The organism is Paenibacillus massiliensis 2301065 = DSM 16942, assembly GCF_000377505.1.
Taxonomy (GTDB): Bacteria; Bacillota; Bacilli; order Paenibacillales; family Paenibacillaceae; genus Paenibacillus; species Paenibacillus massiliensis.
This window is the reverse complement of record NZ_KB898190.1, coordinates 211,977-231,623: the sequence shown is the minus strand read 5'-3', so window position 1 is coordinate 231,623 and position 19,647 is coordinate 211,977. Positions and strand designations below refer to the sequence as shown.

Sequence of the window (19,647 nt, the reverse complement as noted above, 5' to 3'; positions counted from 1 at the left end):
GGAACAAATGTTGAGAAGGTTATTGCTTGCAGAGGATGAACCTGTGCTGCGTATGCTGGTTGCAGATACGCTTGAAGATGAAGGATACGAGCTGGATGTCGCGTGTGATGGAGAGGAAGCTTTGGAGCGGATTACTTCGACAAGCTACGATCTGGTCATTCTGGATTATATGATGCCTAAATTAACAGGGCTGGATGTCATTACGAAAGTCCGAGCTATGCCAGACAGACAGCATACTCGAATTCTGATGCTATCAGCCAAGAACCAGCATCGGGAGCAGGACCGGGTAAGGATGGCGGGAGCCAATGATTTCATGTCCAAGCCCTTCAGTCCACTGGAATTGGTTCGCAAGGTGGAGGAAATGCTTGTATGAGCAAGTGGGTCATTCCATTCCGCAGAAATTTAATGATGCGCTTCATGGGTATGATGCTGACTGTTCTGGTGCTATTTTTTATCGGTGCAGGGGCGCTATACTTGAACGAGCAGCGGGAGCAAGAAGAATTTCGGAAGGCCGATGAGGTACTGGTAGCCAAGCAGGAAATTCTGGATGAACTATCGCATCATTTTACTGGTGTTTTTTTTCGTGCTCGCGGGTACTTTATGCTTCAGAATGAAGAAGAGTATAAGAAAATGTTTGAAGAAAAGGCTGCAGTGGAACGAAATATAGCTGAATATAAGAAATACCAGGCTAGTGCAAATGAAATTCAGGTGATGGATAATCTGGATTCGCTATTGAAGGATTTCTTTACCCGTGTTTTGCCTATGGCTACCGAGCTATCTCAGAACGGGGATTATGGGGAGTTGCGCAATTTATCCCAGCAAGGCGCCACGATGCAAATGAATCACCTTCTTGAGGAGCTAAGCTCGTTAAATGCTGAATATCGCACTCGTGGACAAGAAAAACAGACACAGGTCATGGAACGTCTCCAAGCTCAAAATGTCCAATACATCGTATATGTGCTCTTCATAATGTTCTTGTTGTTCCTGATGATGATCAAGACCGCTCGGGATTTGGGCATGCCTATGATTCGGCTGGCGGGCAGTGCCAAAGCCTTCACGCTTGGTGGTGTGGATAAGGTCAACTACACAGATCGCCCAGATGAGATTGGCGTGCTGGCCCGCTCTTTGCAATCCATGATGATCCAGATTCAAGCGAAGGAAGAGGAGCTTGTCGCCCAGAATGAGGAGCTGCAGGCACAGCAGGATGAGCTTCAGATGCAGCAGGAGGAGCTTACCGAGGCCCTCGTCAAAATGGAGGAAAAGGAGCATAGCCTTCAAAAGCATAATCAATTCATACGCTCCATCTCGACAACACTCGACCGACAAGAGCTGCTTCAGAGCATTATTACACATATGGCAGCCATCATGAAAGCTGATAAAGGCGTATTGCTGCTCCCGGGTGCACAGACAGATTATGCCTCATTTGGTCTGTCCGAGCACTCAATTATCCAGTTTGTAACAAATTATAGAGAGGGCATCTTGCCGCGACTGGAAGAGACCAAGGTGCCTTATAGCATTCATCGTCAAGCAAGCGACGCAGAGAAAGGATACCATCTGGGGCAACTGTCAGCGAGCGATATTTTTGTGCCCGTTCTTCATTCAAATGGTGAAATTATTGCGATATTGGCATTGACACGCTTTTCACGAGAATTTACCTCCAAAGAGGAGGAGGAGACGCGGTCCTTTGCCCAGCAAATTTCACTCTCGTTGGAGAAATTGGCTATCTATGAGGATGCCGAGAGTCATCGGAAGCTGACCCAGGATATTCTGGATACAATTGATGTTGGAGTCCAGCTTCTGGATCGGCATGGAACGACCATTCAAGTGAATTCAAGCTGGAAGCGAATGATGAAGCTCGATCACGATGATAATCCCGAGGTTCATTTGACATCGGAGGAAATGGAAACCAAGCTGTCCCCTCTGTTAGCGGATGCTACTCCCCTTCGCCAGTACCTAGCTGATCTTATGGATGGTCGCTCTGCTGAGCAGCAACGGATCATATATGAAATGGCTGTGCCGGATCGGAGAATGATCGAGATGTACAGCAAGCCGCTATTCACGGGAAGTAATCATGCAGGGACGCTGCTGGTACACCGTGATATTACGAAGGAGTACGAGGCGGATGAAATGAAATCCGAATTCGTCAGCACCGTCAGCCATGAGTTGAGGACCCCGCTGGCTAGTGTGCTCGGCTTTGCTGAGCTTCTGCTGCACAAGGAGTTGACCGCAGAGCGTCAGAAGAAATATATCCGAACCATTCATCAGGAGGCTCACCGACTGACGTCGTTAATTAATGATTTTCTGGATCTGCAGCGAATGGAATCGGGCGGACAGACCTACCATTTCAGTCGGGTCAGCTTGGCCGAATTGATTGAAGAGACGATAGATATGCAGCGGGTGCAGGCATCCAAGCATACCTTCGTCTTCGATAACTTGGCTGGAGAGGTGACGGTAAAGGCTGATTCGGATAAAATCAAACAGGTGCTCATGAATGTAGTCGGAAATGCGGTCAAGTATTCACCTTCAGGTGGCAAGGTGGGTATTACTTTAGGTATTGAGGACTCTTATCTGCGAGTCGATATTTCGGATGAAGGGCTGGGCATACCAACAGAAGCTATTCCACAGCTGTTCCAAAAATTTTATCGTGTAGACAATACAGATCGCCGTCAGATTGGCGGAACTGGACTCGGCCTCGCCATTGTAAAAGAGATTATGCAGCATCACGGTGGTGACGTACAAGTAACATCCACATATGGCCAAGGCAGTACCTTTTCGCTGCTGCTGCCTTTTGTGAATGAGGGCTATAGGGGATCAGAGTGGCAGTCTGGCCAAGCATCCAGAACCATCTTTATTGTCGAGGATGATGCGAGTCTGTCCAACTTGCTGGCTGAGGAGCTGACCGGAAGCGGCTACCAGGTAGTACAATTCACGAGTGGAGAGAAAGCATTTGAGGCTATGCTGGAACAGCCTCCTACTGCGGTAGTGCTGGATCTTGTTCTTACTCATGGTATGAGTGGCTGGACAGTGATTGAGAAGATGAAGCAAACGGATGCACTCAAGCATGTACCGATTCTAATCTCTAGCGCATTTGAGGAAAAAGAGCGTGCCCTGGATATTGGAGCCCGGGGGTATCTTGTGAAGCCCTACTTACCCCACAAGCTGTCTATGGCGCTTCTGCAGATCATTAATGATCATCAGCATGCGAGAGGCTCGATCTTTGTCCCCGGCCCTATTCCCAATAATGAATAACTGGGATATGGTACGTTCGCTTGTCACCGGGGCTCTCAGGAGCGTGGACTCACAGACATCCACACAGGAGGATCAAAAATTGAACATTGTGATTTCTCAGCAAATTAAGGCTACAGGAGTGAATGAGTATACGAAGGTTTCACGCACATTTGAATCAGAAGCCATTCCTCATATCGGACATAAAATTATGGATGCCGCCTTTGGTGATATGCTGTATTACGAAGTAGAAGACGTCATGCTTGATTACTCCGTCGCTGAATGCTGGGTGGTGCTTCCATCAGTTACGATCCATACTAGTGATGTGGAGGATTTACGTGACGCTGCTCGTGAGTACGAGTCCCATGGCTGGGTCTGCACCAAGCGTGTGTAGCCAATTTAGCAGCAGAATTGTAATAATTGTCTAAATATTTTCCCGCATGATTGAAAATTATGAAAATTTTACAGGATGCGTGGAAACAGTTGATTACAACCAGTAGATATAAATAAGAAAGAAGGATATACTGTAGTATAGATAACATATGCCAGCATTCTGCAATATTCGATCCCAGTCGCCTGACTGACTGTGTCCGAACAACCTTTCACAGCGCCATAGAGAATGTCACGCAGGATCTGATGAAAAGGGGGCATTACATTGAAAGTGAAATTGCATTTTACGAACAAAGGGAAATCAGCGGTTGAGAAATTCACTAACGATGAATTGCTTGAAATTTTCGCAAGATACAGCAATACGCTGACGAAAAAGTATGATGTCTCGGTAGTGGTGCCCGAGGAGGACAATCCCAACATTGTTGAGGAAGGAGCCATTCAGCTGCAGCTGGAGCAGGTTCAATGTGATCCTGACGTCTTCCTGAAGGAGCTGGGAAGAGATATCAAGGTTCCGCTGGTGAAGCGACTAGGTGCAAAGCTGGATCAAGTCTTCAAGCCGGAGTTTATTGAGCAGTAATAAAGTACTGAAGCACTCCGCACAAGCTCTAAGAACGTAAGGAATAGCCCTGCTGACGGTGATCGACAGCAGGGCTATTCCTGTGTGCTCTTGCACTGTTCTGTGCGCATTTTGCACTATGTAGTATCACAGATTTTAGCAAGATAATCATGCTTCATCATTCATCTGCTATACTCTGATCAGTTCACTCGCTGCTCACCAGGAATGGCTAGCTCCATCGTAGTCGTCTCCCCGACCTTGGCCATTCCACTCGCAGTGGCATAGCCATATTCAAGGCCTCCTCCAGGCAAGGCACGGAAGTATACCATCCGTCCAGACATCTCCGGGCGTTCTGCGCCAATGTAGGAGCTAGTCAAGCTGTATGGAATTGAAGCAAAGGGAGCGGCTCCAGACTGTCCGGCACGTACTTGGGCTGTACCTTTTTTGTACTTCACCCCATTGATAACCTGATAATAGCTCATGACATCATTTTGTATCGAAATGAATCGGTCAGATCGTCCTTCTTGAAAAAATACCAGCGAGCGATTATCAGTAGGTGCCTTCTCCAGCTCAATGAGCATATCAACCAATGGCAGCGACAGCGCGGTTGCTCGGGCAGTGGCTAGTGAAGGTAAGGCCAAATTAGCAAGCTCCTGCTCTGTGGCTGAGGCGACGTAGACCACCTGATTCGATGAGCTGTAGCCAACAGAGGCTCCTGAGGATTCTGCGATCAAGCGTAGTGGTACCATCACGTAGTTGTTGCGCAGCATCACAGGCTGACTAAGCGTCACCTGCTTGCCGTTCAGTGTAGCTGAGGTTGCACCAAGCCGGAGCGTAATACTTCCCTTTGATGTTGTTAACGATGCGGTCTTACTGCTGTTATCCCAATTCACCTCATGTCCAAGGGAGCGAACAACGTTCAGGGGAACCAGAGTTGTACCTTCATAAATGATTACGGATGCTCCGGAGGGGAGCTCTACAATCTTGTTGTTCACTGATACCTGTAATGCACCAGTATGGATCGGGGATGGTCCTGTGACCTGCAGCGCGGATGCTGCATGAGATACCGAAACGAACAGTGCGCCGGATAATGCAGCCGCCAGAACCAGTGATACCCATTTCTTCATCAATTCTCATCCCTCCTCTGGATGGTCGAACCAGTCGTGTATTGTGGTGACTTCTCAGACTTTCTTACTACATACCCGGATGGTGAGGCTTATGAATCAGAACTAGCTTACAAGCTACGCAGCTTGGCCAGATCGAAGGCGGGTACAAGTCCTTCCGCAGAAGCTCGTCCAAGCAATGCTTCAATAGCAGCGTAGCCATCTTCTCCAAGCTCCGCCGTGAACTCGTTCACGTATAGAGCAATATGGGATTCTGCTACGTCTGGAGACATCTCCTGTGCATGGGAGAGAATATATTCACGCGAGGCTTCCGGGTGCTTCCAGGCGTGATCTACAGATTGACGAATCCATTGTGAAATCTGAGCGAGTGGAAGCGTTCGACGAGCTATAATGGCTCCAAGCGGGATGGGCAATCCTGTATCCTCCTCCCACCAGTTTCCGAGGTCTACCAGCATATGCAGTCCATAATTGGTGTAGGTGAATCTGGCTTCATGAATGACCAGTCCAGCATCAATACTGCCTTCCTGAACGGCGGGCATAATTTGATCGAAAGGCATCACAATGATCTCTCCCACGCCCCCTGGAACATACTTGGCCGCCCAGAGTCGGAAGAGCAGATAGGCTGTGGAGCGTTCGCTGGGAACAGCCACTCGCTTGCCAGACAATTCTTCTGGTGAGATGGCTCCCGTACGTGTGAGTACAAGGGGACCACAGCCACGTCCCAATGCGCCGCCACAAGGCAGCAGAGCGTATTCATCCAGCACCCAGGGCAGGGCAGCATAGGAAATCTTCATAACCTCCAGTCCATCTGGTGTAACTGCAAGGTTGTTGGTAATATCAATATCGGCGTATGTAACTTCCAACGGCGGTGCGTCTGGCAGTAGGCCATGAGCCCAGGCGTGGAAGACAAAGGTATCATTTGGACAAGGTGAAAAAGCAATCTGCATTACATGACCTCCGTTAATGTGCGGAATGCGAGCTCCAGCGAGTGAAGTGCCTCCTGAATTCGCCATGCTTCGCGGTTACGCGGTCCCACGGCGTTGGAAATGCTGCGTATTTCATAACAGGGTAACCCAAAGGTGCGGGCGGCTATGCCGACCCCGTATCCCTCCATAGCCTCGGCAGCGGCGCCTGGCACTCGCTTGCGCAGCTCGCACGCCTGCTTCTCACTACCTGTGGCTGTGTTGACGGTGAGTATGGGGCCCCCGCAAGCCGGAATGGTAGCAACCTGGAGTAAGTCCACCCATTGCTGAGCAATGGCAGGGTCTACCTCCAGCCTGCTGCTTCCGAAGCCTAGCTCCTCCACACTACTGAACCCCTCCGGTGTCTCAGCCCCTAGGTCGGCAGCAATGATCTCGGTTGCTACCACGATGGATTCGATCGTTGCGACCTCACTGAACCCCCCTCCGATTCCAGCACTGATCACCATTGCATAGGAATCCTTCGCAAGTAGGGCAGCAGTGAGTGCTGCGGCTGAGGCAGGACCTACCCCAGCGAGCGACACGACAAAGCGAGGGTCATCTCCGACACCTCTAAGCACAGCGGCACGCTCAGCCTCCACTGCGGTCATAATCAACACACGGCCTGCTGTATCAGACCTCGTATGTATTCTGGCTTCTGTCATTTGTATCTTCCCTTCCGTGTTAACCAATACAAGCATTCTACACCTTTTCAGAAGCAGGTTCAAAAAAATCATGTAATGAAATGACAAAAAGCGCCATAATTGGCGCCGGGATTATACATATCATATAATGGCTAATTCATCGAGAGATAATGGCTAACTGATCGAGAGCTAGATGGGCTTGTCTTGCATGACAGCCTGGAACATCGTGGAGCCTCGCTCGTAATGACTCGTTGTATGATCAGGATTGGCGATGCGAATGACTTGATCCGAGAACATTTCGATGCAGCCACGGCCAATCTCGCAATATACGCCTGTAGCATCCTCCTGCCAGACCGAGACGGGTGTCTGTGAGAGGGCTGCAGTGAAGAAGTCGATATTCTTTTGCAGTATGAACGTTTTCCTTTTGGAATCCATTTTGATTTATCCTCCTGAATTTATGCAGACTTACATCGAGCACTGTGCCTGAAATTAGGTATAATAAAGGTAATATTTCTGTTGTGTCTTTCAGCATGCCATCACGTATCCAAGCCTCCTGATCAGTTGACCGAAGAGATGGTACTATACATGGATGGAAGGTATGCCGACGGACGTAATGACTTTACCTTATCGTACAGCAGATGTAAAGATTAAATCTTATTTTACATGGATTTTACATTCCCATAACATTCGGCAGATGCTTGACCAGTTCAGCGGGTAGTACAATAGTAATGTACAGAGTTTCAACATTATTAGACACTTTTTGATTGTACACAGGAGGCCCTATGCTTAATGAATCGATGATGCTTAATGAACGTCAGCTTATAGACAAATCCGGCTCCTCTCGGTACTTTAACCGTGATCTGAGCTGGATTGAATTTAATCGCCGGGTGCTTCAGGAGGCACAGGATGAGGAGACCCCACTGCTCGAACGGGCCAAGTTCCTTGCGATCGTCTCCAGCAATCTGGATGAATTTATGGGTGTTCGCGTCGCTGAGACGCTAGAAAAGATTAAAGCAGGCTTCATGCAAAAGGATTTTACCGGTTATGCCCCACAAGGCCTATATAAACGACTGATGAAGAGAGCCAGCTCCATGGTCTCTGACCAATACAAGACCTACCGTGAGGTATCACGTCAGTTGGTCAAAAAAGGGTTGCGTTTTCTGGAATATGAGGATCTGAGCCCGACCCAACGCAAGGCACTGGATGCTTACTATCATGATATTGTATTTCCGGTCCTGACGCCGATGGCTGTCGATCAGAGCCGTCCTTTCCCGCTCGTTCATAATAAATACGTGTATCTGGCGGTAGTTCTGAAGCGTAACGTTGTCATGCCCAAGGGCAAGCTCAAAAAATCCGAGCCCAAAGAGGCTGCTACGGATGATAATCTCTATTTTGCCATTGTCCAGGTACCCTCCAATATACCGCGACTAGTGCCGATTCCTGGGCGGGCGAATAGCAAACGCAAGTCATTCATTTTCCTTGAGGAGCTCATTAAGAATCATATCCATACGTTATTCGGGGGTTACACGCCAGAGGCAGTTCATGGGTTCAGGGTTACACGGAATGCTGATCTGTTTATTAATGAAGAGGAAGCTGAGGATTTGTTGGAGGAGATCGAGAAGGAGCTTCGTCGCCGTCGTCGCGGGGCGCCTGTACGTCTGGAGGTGGAGCAAGGAATCCACCCCTATGCGCTTGAGGAGCTTCAGTATGCCTTCCAGCTGAATGATCATGTCTTTGAGATTGATGGTCCGCTGGATTTGAGTTTCTTGTCCTCGTTTGCTGAAGGATTGGAAGGTCATTCCCACCTGCGCTTCCCACCTATCAAGCCTGTCTATCCTCAAGAGCTTGAGCTCAGGGAAGAGTTCTTCGAGATTCTGCGGAGCCGGGATGTGCTGTTGTACCATCCATATGAATCCTTCGATGCTGTGACGGATTTTGTCATTGAAGCCTCGGAGGACCCGAATGTCATGGCGATCAAGATGACCTTATATCGGGTAAATGGGGAATCCAAGCTTATTCCGGCCTTGGCACATGCCGCTGAGTCCGGCAAGCAGGTGACTGTAGTGGTCGAGCTGAAGGCGAGATTCGATGAGGAACGTAACATTGCCTGGGCCCGCAAGCTGGAGAAGGCTGGCTGTCATGTTGTCTATGGACTGGTTGGACTCAAGACCCATGCGAAGATTATCCTCGTCGTACGACATGAGCAGAACGCCCTCAAGCGATATGTGCATGTCGGTACAGGCAATTACAACGCGAGCACGGCTCGTCTGTATACAGATATTGGACTATTCACCTCAGAGGAATCTGTCGGGGAGGATGCGTCTACACTGTTCAATGAGATCACGGGCTTCTCAACCCCGAATGAGCTTAAGGCCTTTACGGTAGCTCCGACAGGCATGAAGGACCGACTATTCGAGCTGATTCGTCGTGAGGCACGTCATGCGGCAGCTGGCAAATCCGCCTACATCCAGGCGAAGGTCAATTCCTTATCTAATCAGGAAATGATTGATGAGCTGTATGCAGCTTCTCAGGCTGGAGTGAAGATTGAGCTGATTGTACGCGGAGTATGCTGCCTGCGTCCAGGTATTCCGGGGCTTAGCGAGAATATTCGCGTCATTAGCATCGTAGATCGATTCCTGGAGCACTCACGACTGTTCTTCTTCGAGAATGGGGGAGAGCAGGAGGTGTATCTTTCTAGCGCGGACTGGATGACTCGCAACCTGACCAGACGGATCGAGCTCATGTGTCCAGTTAACGATAATACATTGAAGCAATCGGTCATTCGAATATTGCAGCTGCAGCTAAAAGACAATGTCAAAGCGAGGGAACTGCTGCCGAATGGAAGCTACGCTTATGTACCTCATAGCGAGCCATCCATTCGCAGCCAGTTCGAATCCATGAATATTAAGAGTTGGAAACGGACTGTACGGACCAAGTAATTTGCAGGTTCCATACCTTCTGCACATCTTTGGCCTTATTCTCCAGCTCGTTGAGCTCAAGTACGGGGGTGCCTTTGCAGAATAGTGCTAAATGCAGCGTCTGTTCTTGCAGGGAGGCCTCCATCTGCTGAATCGTTCCACTCTCACTGCAATCGAGGGCAATAGCAAGCTGTAGGAGAGAGCCGGTCTGATGGACCCATGCTGTATCTGTATGCCGCACGATGTCACGATGGTAATCAAGCAGCTGCTCTGTGCGCAGCTTCGGATGATAATCCGCAAGTGCTGCGGCTAGCACCGTCTCCCGATGTGATAGACCACCAAGTCCACCGCGCATGATATGGTAGGTGCTATGCTGACTGTACTGGTAATAGTTCAGTGTAGCGCCGCTCTTGTACAGCATGGCTGCTGTACGAAGAATACGTTCATCTGATGGAAGGTTATCGACCTGTAGTAGTCTGCATAGTTGCCGAGTATGGCTGAGTACCCGCTCCAGATGCTCTTTTCTAGCCGGACTGCTGGAAGCCAGCGCATTCTGAATGCTTGCATCGAGTGGATCTGCTACAAGTGGCTGCCGTGCATTTCTCATCTGATGAAACAGACCATCTCGTAGTCCAGCTCCGCTGATCATAAAGGCTGTTCCCTTGGCAGCAGAGAAGATGGTGTACAAGATAATAAGTCCCGATACAATGATGTCGGCTCTGTCCTTGGACAGGCCGGCTATTTTTTTGCGCTGACTGTAGCTCATCTTTGGTAGTCTGTGGTACATCTCATTAATCTCTTCGACGCTCATCTCATAATGATGCAGGATTGGCAGGGAATAATTCCGTTGCTTCTGACTGATCTTGGCCAACGTTCGTGCCGTACCTCCCAGGCCAACGAAGGGGAGTCCTAGATTCTCGGTAATCCAGGGATGGTCGGCTAACGCTGAACGGACAACGGCCTGAAGTGCTTCAATACGCGTATCGTCCCAGCTATCCTGTTCGCTATTTGTCCCGAAGCGGCTGTTCATATTCACAGCTCCAAAAGGAAAAGACACCGTCTGCAGACGCTCACGTCTACTGAACAAGGTAATTTCCGTACTGCCTCCCCCAATGTCAATGAGGATTCCATCCAGCACATTCATCGTATTGGCTACACCAAGAAAACCCATGGTTCCTTCTTCCTCGCCAGACAGAACCTCCAGTTCCAGACCCGTCTCCTCAGCAATCCAAGAGATGATCTCCTCTGTGTTCGCGGCATTGCGGATCGCTGCGGTAGCTGTAGCACGGATTCGCGTAGCATTGAATACCTCGCACACCTGCCGGAATTGCCGAAGAATGGGTGCTATCACGGCAATCGCTTCCCGCTCCATTCTACCTTCCGGCCCAATCTTGGCACTGAGGCGTGCCGATTCCTTGCATTCCTGTATTACACGGTATTCACCGTTTGTAGTGAATTCATATATCACCAGTCTGATAGAGTTGGACCCGATGTCCATAATGCCTACAGTCTCATACATTAGAGCTAATCTCCTTAGTCAGTGGTATTCTCCCAATCCAAATATATAGAGATATTGTATCAATGATGAGAGTGACACGCTACCCACTCATGAATTCCACGGTAAAACAGGCCCTCGCCTCGGACAAACATCCAAGAGGTGAAGCTACCATTTGAGTACAGTGTTAATATATCCGTCCGAGAAAGGAGACATTAATGTGCCAAGACAATTAGCTAGCAAACTGCTAAAAACGGAAGCGCTGCTGCGAAGTGCCGAGGTAGCAGCCCATATACCGGAGACCAGCGAATACTCTGCTACTAATCTTCGATTCATGTTGGACCGCTATCAGATGGTGTTCATCAAGCCTGTAAGAGGCGGAGGCGGGAGTGGTGTTATTCGGGTACTTCGTACAGCTGAAGGGTATGCCTTTAACCGAATGGAACGAACGCACAGATTCAGAGATTTCGAGAAGATGATAACGAAGCTTGAGGCCGTCAAGCTGAAACGTCCTTACTTGATTCAGCAAGGCATTCGACTGGCGACGATCGGAAGTAGACCTGTGGACTACCGATTGAAGATGGTCAAGAATGGTGACCTCTGGGAGCTACGGGCCCTGGTTGGCCGGGTAGCTAAGCCAGGCCTCGTCGTAACCAACCTTTGCAAGGGAGGAACGATGCTACAGGGACGCGATGCATTGAAGCGTTCGCTAGGTGCGAAGGCTGTATCTCCCAAACGTAAGGAAATGAGAGCCTTGACTGCATTATGTATTTCCATTCTGGAAGAGCAGTTCCCTGGTATTGGTGAGCTTGGCTTCGACTACGGTATTGACCGTGACAAGCGCATCTGGCTACTTGAGGTTAACACTAGGCCACAATAAATCACCTTTCGTGGTGTGTCTCCCAACCTACTAGTAGTGTGCAAATTTATTTTTTGGAAGCTTTATATAGAGTAGGAGCCTGTGCATAAATATTATCCACATTATCCACTGCAATGTATAAGGGATCGAGACACTTACCAACAAATTACACACAGGATTTCCACAGGTGGTTGTGGATATCAGGAACACTTGTTCTGCCGATGTTAATTTGCTAGAATAGTCATAAGGAAAAAAAAGGAAAGGTGTGTCTTGGATGGGAATGCTGACGGATGAAATGCTGCTGGAATCCTATCACATGGCAATTAAGCTGAAGCTTGATCGTGATTTTATCACATTGCTTCTGGCAGAGATTCAGAAGAGAAAGCTAGTTGTGGATGACACGACTCTTCTGCATTAATTTCCATCCAGGCAGACGCTGTCTCGGAGTTGTACATCTGGGCCGGATGCTGGTATAGGAGCCTTCCAAAGCCGTTCTTCTGCCGTTGCCAACAAGATATGATTCCCCACACAAAAGGGTGCTTTACTTCCGTGAAAAAATACGGGAGTAAAGCACCCTTTATTCTCATATGCTACATGGAGAGCTATAGCTTCATATTACTACTATGGCCCGGAGACAATTTAGCCTCGGGATCAATATATACCTTCGCATTGTTGACGGCTGTAGGCGCTTCTCCGAAGCCTACGGCAATCAGCTTCAGCTTACCAGGGTAGGTGGTAATATCGCCAGCTGCGAAGATGCCAGGGATATTCGTCTGCTGTCTTGAATCGACTACGATCGAATTGTTCTCAATCTCGATGCCCCATTCAGAAATAGGCCCCAGTGAAGATACAAAGCCAAAGTTCACGATCACATCGTCTACTTCAATCGTCTGCGTCTCCTTGGTCTTGACGTGAGCCAGTGTGACAGAGGTGATCTGATCTTCCCCTTCCAGGCTAACAATCTCAGTAGGAGTAATGACCTTCACCTTGGATGCCATCAGATTCTCGACACTGTGCTCATGAGCACGGAACTTGTCCCGGCGATGAATGAGAGTGACTTCCTCTGCGATTGGCTCCAGCATCAGGGCCCAGTCTACAGCAGAGTCGCCGCCGCCGCTGATCAATACCTTTTTGCCAGCGAATTTGCTCAGATCGCTCACAAAATAATGCAGATTCGTCTTCTCGAATTTGGCTGCCTCTGGAAGCTCCAGACGACGAGGCTCGAATGCACCAACACCTGCTGTGATGATGACGGCTCGTCCTTCATATTCTGCGGTATCAGTCGTCACTACGAAATGACGCTCATCCTTCTTCACGACAGAGACGACCTTCTCCTCTAGTCGTACATTGGGGTTGAAGTGATTCATTTGCTGAACCAGATTGTTCACGAGCTCCTGGGCGGTAACTTTCGGGAAGCCTGCTACATCATATATATATTTTTCTGGATAAAGTGCTGCAAGCTGTCCCCCGAGTTGGGGCATACTTTCAATCAGAGTAACAGAGGCCTGACGCATTCCACCATAGAATGCAGCAAAAATCCCTGCTGGACCGCCTCCGATAATAATTAGATCACTTATATGTTCACCTGTTGGTGTAGCCAAATTCATAACACCTCCGCTGTAATTATGAACCATTCATGGACAGGGAATCAGGCCACAATCCGTATGATTCAACTGACTATCATTATAAACGCACGAACTCTGATTGGGAAGTTCATCCCCCCTAAGTTAATAGAACCTTCATTTTTGTTGCAAGCTATGTGTATGCTCAGATTCAGGACAGGGAAGATTAGGAATACGGAAGGAGTAGGTCTCATGGGCGATCAACCTAAAATTGTAATCCTGGGCGCAGGCTATGGCGGTATCCTGACAGCACAGCGCCTGCAAAAGGAATTAAGGCATAAGGAAGCAGATGTGACACTCGTCAATCGGCATGATTATCACTATATTACGACTCACCTTCATATGCCGGCGGCAGGAACAGATAGCATTGAGCATTCAAGAATCCCGATCGGAGATTTGATTGATGGTCTGAAGGTGAAGCTGATCAAGTCTTCCGTTCAGGCGATTCAGCCAGCTGAGCGCACTGTCGTTCTGGATAGCGGGTCTATCCCGTATGATTATCTGGTACTGGGGTTAGGCGGCGAGCCAGAGACCTTCGGTATTCCAGGTATGCTGGAGCATGCATTGACGATCCGCAGCATTAATTCGGTGCGTCTCATTCGTGAGCACATCGAATATCAGCTGGCCCTATACAAGAACGACGGACTAGAATCGCGATTGTGCTTCGTCATTGGGGGAGCCGGATTTAGCGGGATTGAATTCGCGGGAGAACTGGCTGACCGTCTGCCGCAGCTGTGTCGTCAATATGATATCCACCCGAGTCAGGTGTCGATTATTAACGTCGAGGCTGCCCCAACGGCTCTCCCAGGCTTCGATCCTGAGCTTGTCGAATATGCGATGGATGTGCTGAAGCGCAAAGGGGTCACCTTCCGTATTGGCGTTCCAATCAAGGAGTGTCTGGCTGATGGCGTCATTATTGGCGAAGGAGAAAAAATAGAAGCTTCCACGGTAGTCTGGACTGGAGGGATTCGCGGTAATCATCTGCTTGAAAAGGCCGGCTTCGAGGTCATGCGTGGCCGGGTAAAGGCGGATGAATTCCTGCGAATCCCGGGGTACGATCATATTTTCGTGATCGGGGACAACTCCTTAATGTTGAATCCGGCTGGAAAGCCATATCCCCCAACAGCGCAAATTGCCATGCAGCAGGGTGTGACGTGCGCGAGGAACATAGTTGCTTCCATTCGCGGGCGAGAGCTTAACAAATTCGTATTCAGCAACAAGGGAACAGTAGCTTCGCTTGGTAAAGGAGAGGCGGTAGCTGTCGTGGGCGGAAAGAAGATCAAGGGCTGGGTTGCAGCCCAGCTTAAGAAGGTCGTAGATATGCGCTACTTGTTCATTATTGGTGGCATTCCACTGGTCATGAAGAAGGGGCGATTCTTCGGATAATTACAACGGAAGCGAAAATAAAGAAACAAGCCATACGAAATTTCGATGGCTTGTTTTTTTTGTTTATATGTGAGCCGTTACCTGGAATTACTCCGGGCTGCTTATAGCTTCAGCATCTCTTCAATGGACTCGGCGTTAAGCACACTGCCAACATAGAAGGAACCGAATTCGCCATAGCGCGCACTCACCTCGTCGAAGCGCATTTCATAGATCAGCTTCTTGAACTGAAGAGCATCATCAGAGAACAGCGTTACGCCCCATTCCCAATCGTCAAAGCCAACAGAGCCAGTAATGATCTGCTTCACCTTGCCAGCATAGCTGCGGCCGATTAATCCATGACTGCGCATCATTGTGCGGCGCTCCTCCATGGATAGCATGTACCAGTTGTCAGCAAGCTCGCGCTTCTTGTTCATCGGATAGAAGCAGATGTAGCGATTCTTCGGCAGAATTGGCTTCAGTCTGGCTACAACCTGAGGGTTCTGCATCGGGTCCTCGTCCTTGCCACCAAGGTAATTGCTCAGCTCTACGACGCTGACATAAGAATAAGCCTTGGTCGTATATTTGGCGAAGGTAGTCTTATTGAATTCATTTTCCAGCGTCTTCAGATCCTCTAACGTCTCGCGCAGATGCATCATTACGAAGTCGGCCTTCTGACCAACAATGGTGTACAAAGCGGAGCTGCCCAGTCCAGCGGCCTCCGTCGTTCCCCATTCCTCCATGAATTCACGCAGCTCGTCCAGTGCTCCAGCGCGCTCCTCGTCATCGGCTGCTTTCCAGGCCGTCCAGTCGATGGATCGAAAATCATGAAGGGCGTACCAGCCCTCCAGCGTTGCAGCGGCCTCATTCGTATGTGCTACAGGTTGATTCATTCTACGTACACTCCTTTGCTGAATCAGCAAGAGCCGAAGGAAGAGTCGGTGATCGCTACGAATAGGATACCCGGCTGTTCTGATTGCGGCCCTGTGCTGTCATTTGACGTTTGCAGGATCATTTCCTGCCTATGTAATCTGTATGGATAAGCATGTGGATTGACCTACCAGCATCCTGCAAGGAATGACTGGCTTCATCTTATTGTAGCGCAAAAGAAACGAAACGAGCAAATGACGATGCCAGTAAAATTCATGCCGATGATCAAATCCTCCGATTTTGCGCCTAAGGGCGAAGTAGGTTGAAGATGATCGTGAAATCCTCGCATATATCCGTATATTTTCCGTCTTTATCAGCGGCCCAAGTATGATAGAATAGTAAGGCATCTTGGAGATTGGTGATGCAAGGAAAGGAAGAGCACACTATGCGCATGAAGAATCTGCTGCATTTTACGGAGCACCACCGATACTGCGTATACCGCGAGTTCGGGCTTGGGCATGTCGATGAGATCATGCTGAGCAAGGTATATCAGCCGATGGTAGGAGCGTTTGCTGTCAGTCTATATCAGTTGCTGTCCCAGCAAATTCCGGCTGGACAGATCGGTTACTCGCCTGTAGAGCAGCAGCGCGGTCTTTTTCTGACGCTAGGCCTGGAGCCGAGCGAGAAGGGACGCAAATATCTGATTGAACAGACATCAAAGCTTGAAGCTGTCGGACTGTTGCAGACGTCCAGAATGTATGCTCCGGACACGGATGATTATATGTATGAATATGAGCTACAGCAGCCATTATCCCCTTCGGAATTTTTCCGTACACAGCATCTGACCTTGCTCCTGCGAGACAAGATTGGCAAGTTCGCCGTCCTGTCACTGCGTGCATCGCTATGGAGTCAGGAGACGGCCGACTGGCAGCAGATGCTTCACAATAAAGAGAACATTTCAGTCCCCTTTTACGATATATTCGAGCTGAATACCCATGTCATTGATTATGAGCTGGAGCAGGCCTTGTCTGAGGTAGCGGTGTCTCGCCATAAGGGGGCTTCGGCGGATGAGGCCGGAGAACTCAATTATGCAGACATGATTTTGCGTTTTCCACGAGAATCGGTGAACCGCAAGCATGTTGAGCGCCTGCGCTTTGATTATGAGCAATTCGGTGTGGTACAATATGTGGCCCACAAATATGATCTGAGCGCTCAGGATGTAAGCCGCCTGCTGGATGAAGAGGATGTCTTCACGGAGCAGGGGGAGGTTGTGCTGGATCGGCTGCAGTATCATGCACAGCTTCAGTTCAGACAAGCCAAGAAGCGGATGGAGGACCAGCAGGTGAAGGCTGCCAAGGTCATCGCATTGCGGCAAGGCGTGGAAGAGGAGACCGCACAGCCGCCTGCCGAGCAAGCGGTCGAGATGGAATATTATGTAGAAGTGCCTCCGCAATTCGAGGGCAAGTGCGATATCCATCAATATAATATGATGCTCCGCAATGAGCCTTACTATCGCTTATTACAGACGTTTTTTCCGGGGACAGTCCCGGGCAATCTGCTGGATATATTCGAAAAGATTGATCTGAGCTACAAGCTTCCTGGTGAAGTGATCAATGTACTTATTCATTATCTAATGACCATGCTGGTATCCGGAAGTGATCAGCGCATCAACCGGAATTTCGTCGAGACGGTAGCCTCCAATATGCTCGTCAAGCAGGTGAACTCTTATGAGAAGGCCGTCCAGTATATTCGAGACCAATCCAAAGTCAAAGGACGTAAGTCAACTGGGGGCAGTAGTGGTGGTGGACAGCGTCCGCGGTCCGTGAAGGGGGCTTCAGGCAAGCCCTCGATTCCAATTGTTCAGGATCAGGTGGCAGAGACACCTGTATCCGAGCAAGAACTGGAGGAGTTGCTACGCATGGCGGAGCAAATGCAGTCTGGCAAAAAGTCGAATTTGTAAGGCAAGTGAATCTACGTGAACGTACTTTAACGTACAAAGTTCAATGAATATAGAAGTAATGATCGCAAGGGAGGTCAAGGTATGGAATCATTAGGTGATTTGCTGCAGAACATGCAGAACCCGTCGTTCCGGCAGCGGTCACGAAATATTACCGAGCAGGTGATGAACCACCCGCTGGTGCAGGAATTCCGTGCTGCGCATCCAGAGCTGGATGATGAGCTGCTGCGTCTGAATATGAGTAGACTGTACCAATACATGCGAGATCGTAGTAATTGTGCCCAATGTCCTGGACTTGAGCATTGTCCGAATGATTTTCAAGGCCATTATTGCAATCTCATGGTAGAGGAGGCTCAAGGGCGCACCCAGATTGTAGACAGCCGTACGCCCTGCAACCTCCAGTTGGCCCGTGAGCATGAGCAGCAGGTTAAGCAGCGTATTCGTAGCTTCTACGTGGATGAGCGAGCGCTGCGTGAGGGCTATGATGCGGTGGAGATCTCGCGTAAGGATCTACAGCGCGTGCCGGCAGTGAGTCGGGTGTTTACTTACATTAATGAGGTGAAGACGCAAGGACTAACTCCGCGCGGGCTTTACCTGGAGGGTACCTTCGGGACAGGCAAGACCTTCCTCGCAGGCTATATGCTGCATGAGCTGGCCAAGTCCGGCTATAATGGAGTCATCGTGTACATGCCTGATTTTGTGGAGGATCTCAAGTCCATGTTCCAGGATGGTCAGAAGCTGAAGGAGACGACAGATATGCTCAAAAATTGTGATCTGCTCGTCTTCGACGACATCGGCGCCGAGAATCTGAGTCCGTGGGTACGTGATCATGTGCTTGGCTCCATCTTGAATTATCGGATGAATCGCAAGCCGACCTTCTTTACCTCCAACTATTCATTAGCTGGCCTGGAGCAGCATCTCAGCTTCACGAGCAAGGATGGCGAGGAAGTGTACAAGGGACAGCGGCTGATGGATCGTATCCGGCCATTCGTAGATGTCATCACGGTCAAGGGTACGAATCAACGTGGGTCTTAATTGCCACAGTTTACTTACATTTGAATTAGTGGTATGCTATAATCGTAAGGTGTCGCCACAGACATTCGAGGTTATAATATATATGACTTTCCTATAAGGAGGAATTTCCAATGGCTATAGTTAACGTGTCCGATCAATCCTTCAATACTGAGGTGGAAGGACAAGGAACCGTTTTGGTTGATTTTTGGGCGCCATGGTGCGGACCTTGTAAAATGCTGGCACCCATCTTGGAGGAACTGTCCTCTGAAGTGTCGGATGTCAAGATTGCGAAAGTGAACGTGGATGATAATCCGGAGTCTGCTTCCCGTTTTGGCGTGATGAGTATTCCTACTCTGATCGTGTTCAAGGATGGACAGCCTGTCGATAAAGTGGTAGGCCTGAACTCCAAGGAAGCACTCAAGAACATGCTGTCCAAACACCAGTAATAACATGATTCGGTTGTCCGATTCGGACGTACCGTTTCTTGCCAATATTACTGACGAATGCCTCCGGTATATGCCGGGGGCGTTTTTGATTTTGATCTCTGCCTTGCTGAAGAAGTCGGGAGAAACAGCCGAGAGTAGAAGGCAGGAGAAGAAGCCATGAGAAGCAGCGGATCATGATATACTATGAAGGACGATATAAGATTTTA

At 49.2% G+C, this 19,647-nt stretch carries 18 protein-coding genes; 11 read left to right on the top strand and 7 right to left on the bottom strand.

Annotated elements, in window-relative coordinates; genetic code table 11:
- Window positions 1–10 precede the first annotated feature (10 nt).
- The 4 genes from D328_RS0113720 (at window position 11) to D328_RS0113705 (ending at window position 4,192) form a co-directional block, all read left to right on the top strand.
- Entirely contained in the window at window positions 11–373 is a 363-nt protein-coding gene (locus D328_RS0113720) for a response regulator transcription factor (protein WP_026281172.1), read from the top strand.
- Complete coding sequence (locus D328_RS0113715; protein ID WP_018885597.1) at window positions 370–3,249, top strand: ATP-binding protein; 2,880 nt, start codon at window positions 370–372, stop codon at window positions 3,247–3,249. The genes D328_RS0113720 and D328_RS0113715 overlap by 4 nt, the downstream gene beginning before the upstream one ends.
- 88 nt (window positions 3,250–3,337) lie before the next feature.
- Window positions 3,338–3,619 carry a hypothetical protein gene (locus D328_RS0113710; protein WP_233426199.1) on the top strand — a complete coding sequence of 94 codons (282 nt, stop codon included), beginning with the start codon at window positions 3,338–3,340 and terminating at the stop codon, window positions 3,617–3,619.
- Window positions 3,620–3,880: 261 nt separating this feature from the next.
- Complete coding sequence (locus D328_RS0113705; protein WP_018885595.1) at window positions 3,881–4,192, top strand: hypothetical protein; 312 nt, start codon at window positions 3,881–3,883, stop codon at window positions 4,190–4,192.
- 179 nt (window positions 4,193–4,371) lie between these two features.
- Here the strand turns inward: D328_RS0113705 and D328_RS0113700 are convergent, their stop codons facing one another.
- The 4 genes from D328_RS0113700 to D328_RS0113685 form a co-directional block, all read right to left on the bottom strand.
- Window positions 4,372–5,298, bottom strand: a complete 927-nt coding sequence (locus tag D328_RS0113700) for a copper amine oxidase N-terminal domain-containing protein (RefSeq protein WP_018885594.1) — start codon at window positions 5,296–5,298, stop codon at window positions 4,372–4,374.
- 107 nt (window positions 5,299–5,405) lie between these two features.
- Window positions 5,406–6,242, bottom strand: coding sequence for a 1,4-dihydroxy-6-naphthoate synthase (locus tag D328_RS0113695; protein ID WP_018885593.1), 837 nt, complete (start codon window positions 6,240–6,242; stop codon window positions 5,406–5,408).
- Complete coding sequence (locus tag D328_RS0113690) at window positions 6,242–6,919, bottom strand: futalosine hydrolase (RefSeq protein ID WP_033413044.1); 678 nt, start codon at window positions 6,917–6,919, stop codon at window positions 6,242–6,244. The genes D328_RS0113695 and D328_RS0113690 overlap by 1 nt, the downstream gene beginning before the upstream one ends.
- Window positions 6,920–7,087: 168 nt before the next feature.
- Entirely contained in the window at window positions 7,088–7,333 is a 246-nt protein-coding gene (locus tag D328_RS0113685) for a hypothetical protein (protein WP_018885591.1), read from the bottom strand.
- Window positions 7,334–7,698: 365 nt separating this feature from the next.
- Here D328_RS0113685 and ppk1 point away from each other — a divergent pair, with 365 nt between their 5' ends.
- On the top strand, window positions 7,699–9,837 hold the full coding sequence (gene ppk1 / locus D328_RS0113680) for a polyphosphate kinase 1 (RefSeq protein ID WP_026281170.1): 2,139 nt from the start codon (window positions 7,699–7,701) through the stop codon (window positions 9,835–9,837).
- Here ppk1 and D328_RS0113675 read toward each other — a convergent pair.
- Window positions 9,803–11,335 carry a Ppx/GppA family phosphatase gene (locus D328_RS0113675; RefSeq protein ID WP_018885589.1) on the bottom strand — a complete coding sequence of 511 codons (1,533 nt, stop codon included), beginning with the start codon at window positions 11,333–11,335 and terminating at the stop codon, window positions 9,803–9,805. The two genes, ppk1 and D328_RS0113675, sit on opposite strands and share 35 nt — an antisense overlap.
- Before the next feature lie 196 nt (window positions 11,336–11,531).
- On the opposite strand from D328_RS0113675, the gene D328_RS0113670 reads away from it, so the two are divergent.
- Window positions 11,532–12,191, top strand: a complete 660-nt coding sequence (locus D328_RS0113670; protein WP_018885588.1) for a YheC/YheD family protein — start codon at window positions 11,532–11,534, stop codon at window positions 12,189–12,191.
- 253 nt (window positions 12,192–12,444) lie between these two features.
- Entirely contained in the window at window positions 12,445–12,588 is a 144-nt protein-coding gene (gene sda, locus D328_RS0113665; RefSeq protein ID WP_018885587.1) for a sporulation histidine kinase inhibitor Sda, read from the top strand.
- 184 nt (window positions 12,589–12,772) lie between these two features.
- On the opposite strand, the gene D328_RS0113660 is transcribed toward sda, so the two are convergent.
- Window positions 12,773–13,777: an NAD(P)/FAD-dependent oxidoreductase gene (locus tag D328_RS0113660; RefSeq protein WP_018885586.1), complete on the bottom strand. Its 1,005-nt coding sequence runs from the start codon at window positions 13,775–13,777 to the stop codon at window positions 12,773–12,775.
- A gap of 207 nt (window positions 13,778–13,984) precedes the next feature.
- Between D328_RS0113660 and D328_RS0113655 the strand changes: the two genes are divergently transcribed.
- Window positions 13,985–15,178 carry an NAD(P)/FAD-dependent oxidoreductase gene (locus D328_RS0113655; RefSeq protein WP_018885585.1) on the top strand — a complete coding sequence of 398 codons (1,194 nt, stop codon included), beginning with the start codon at window positions 13,985–13,987 and terminating at the stop codon, window positions 15,176–15,178.
- 101 nt (window positions 15,179–15,279) lie between these two features.
- Here the strand turns inward: D328_RS0113655 and hemQ are convergent, their stop codons facing one another.
- A complete protein-coding gene (gene hemQ / locus D328_RS0113650; RefSeq protein WP_018885584.1) occupies window positions 15,280–16,047 on the bottom strand; it encodes a hydrogen peroxide-dependent heme synthase in 768 nt (255 codons plus the stop codon).
- Between the two features lie 422 nt (window positions 16,048–16,469).
- Between hemQ and D328_RS0113645 the strand changes: the two genes are divergently transcribed.
- From D328_RS0113645 to trxA, 3 genes are all read left to right on the top strand, one after another.
- Window positions 16,470–17,984, top strand: a complete 1,515-nt coding sequence (locus D328_RS0113645) for a replication initiation and membrane attachment family protein (RefSeq protein WP_026281169.1) — start codon at window positions 16,470–16,472, stop codon at window positions 17,982–17,984.
- A gap of 81 nt (window positions 17,985–18,065) precedes the next feature.
- A complete protein-coding gene (gene dnaI, locus D328_RS0113640) occupies window positions 18,066–19,016 on the top strand; it encodes a primosomal protein DnaI (RefSeq protein ID WP_018885582.1) in 951 nt (316 codons plus the stop codon).
- A gap of 110 nt (window positions 19,017–19,126) precedes the next feature.
- On the top strand, window positions 19,127–19,441 hold the full coding sequence (trxA, locus tag D328_RS0113635; RefSeq protein ID WP_018885581.1) for a thioredoxin: 315 nt from the start codon (window positions 19,127–19,129) through the stop codon (window positions 19,439–19,441).
- The last annotated feature ends 206 nt before the right edge of the window (window positions 19,442–19,647 follow it).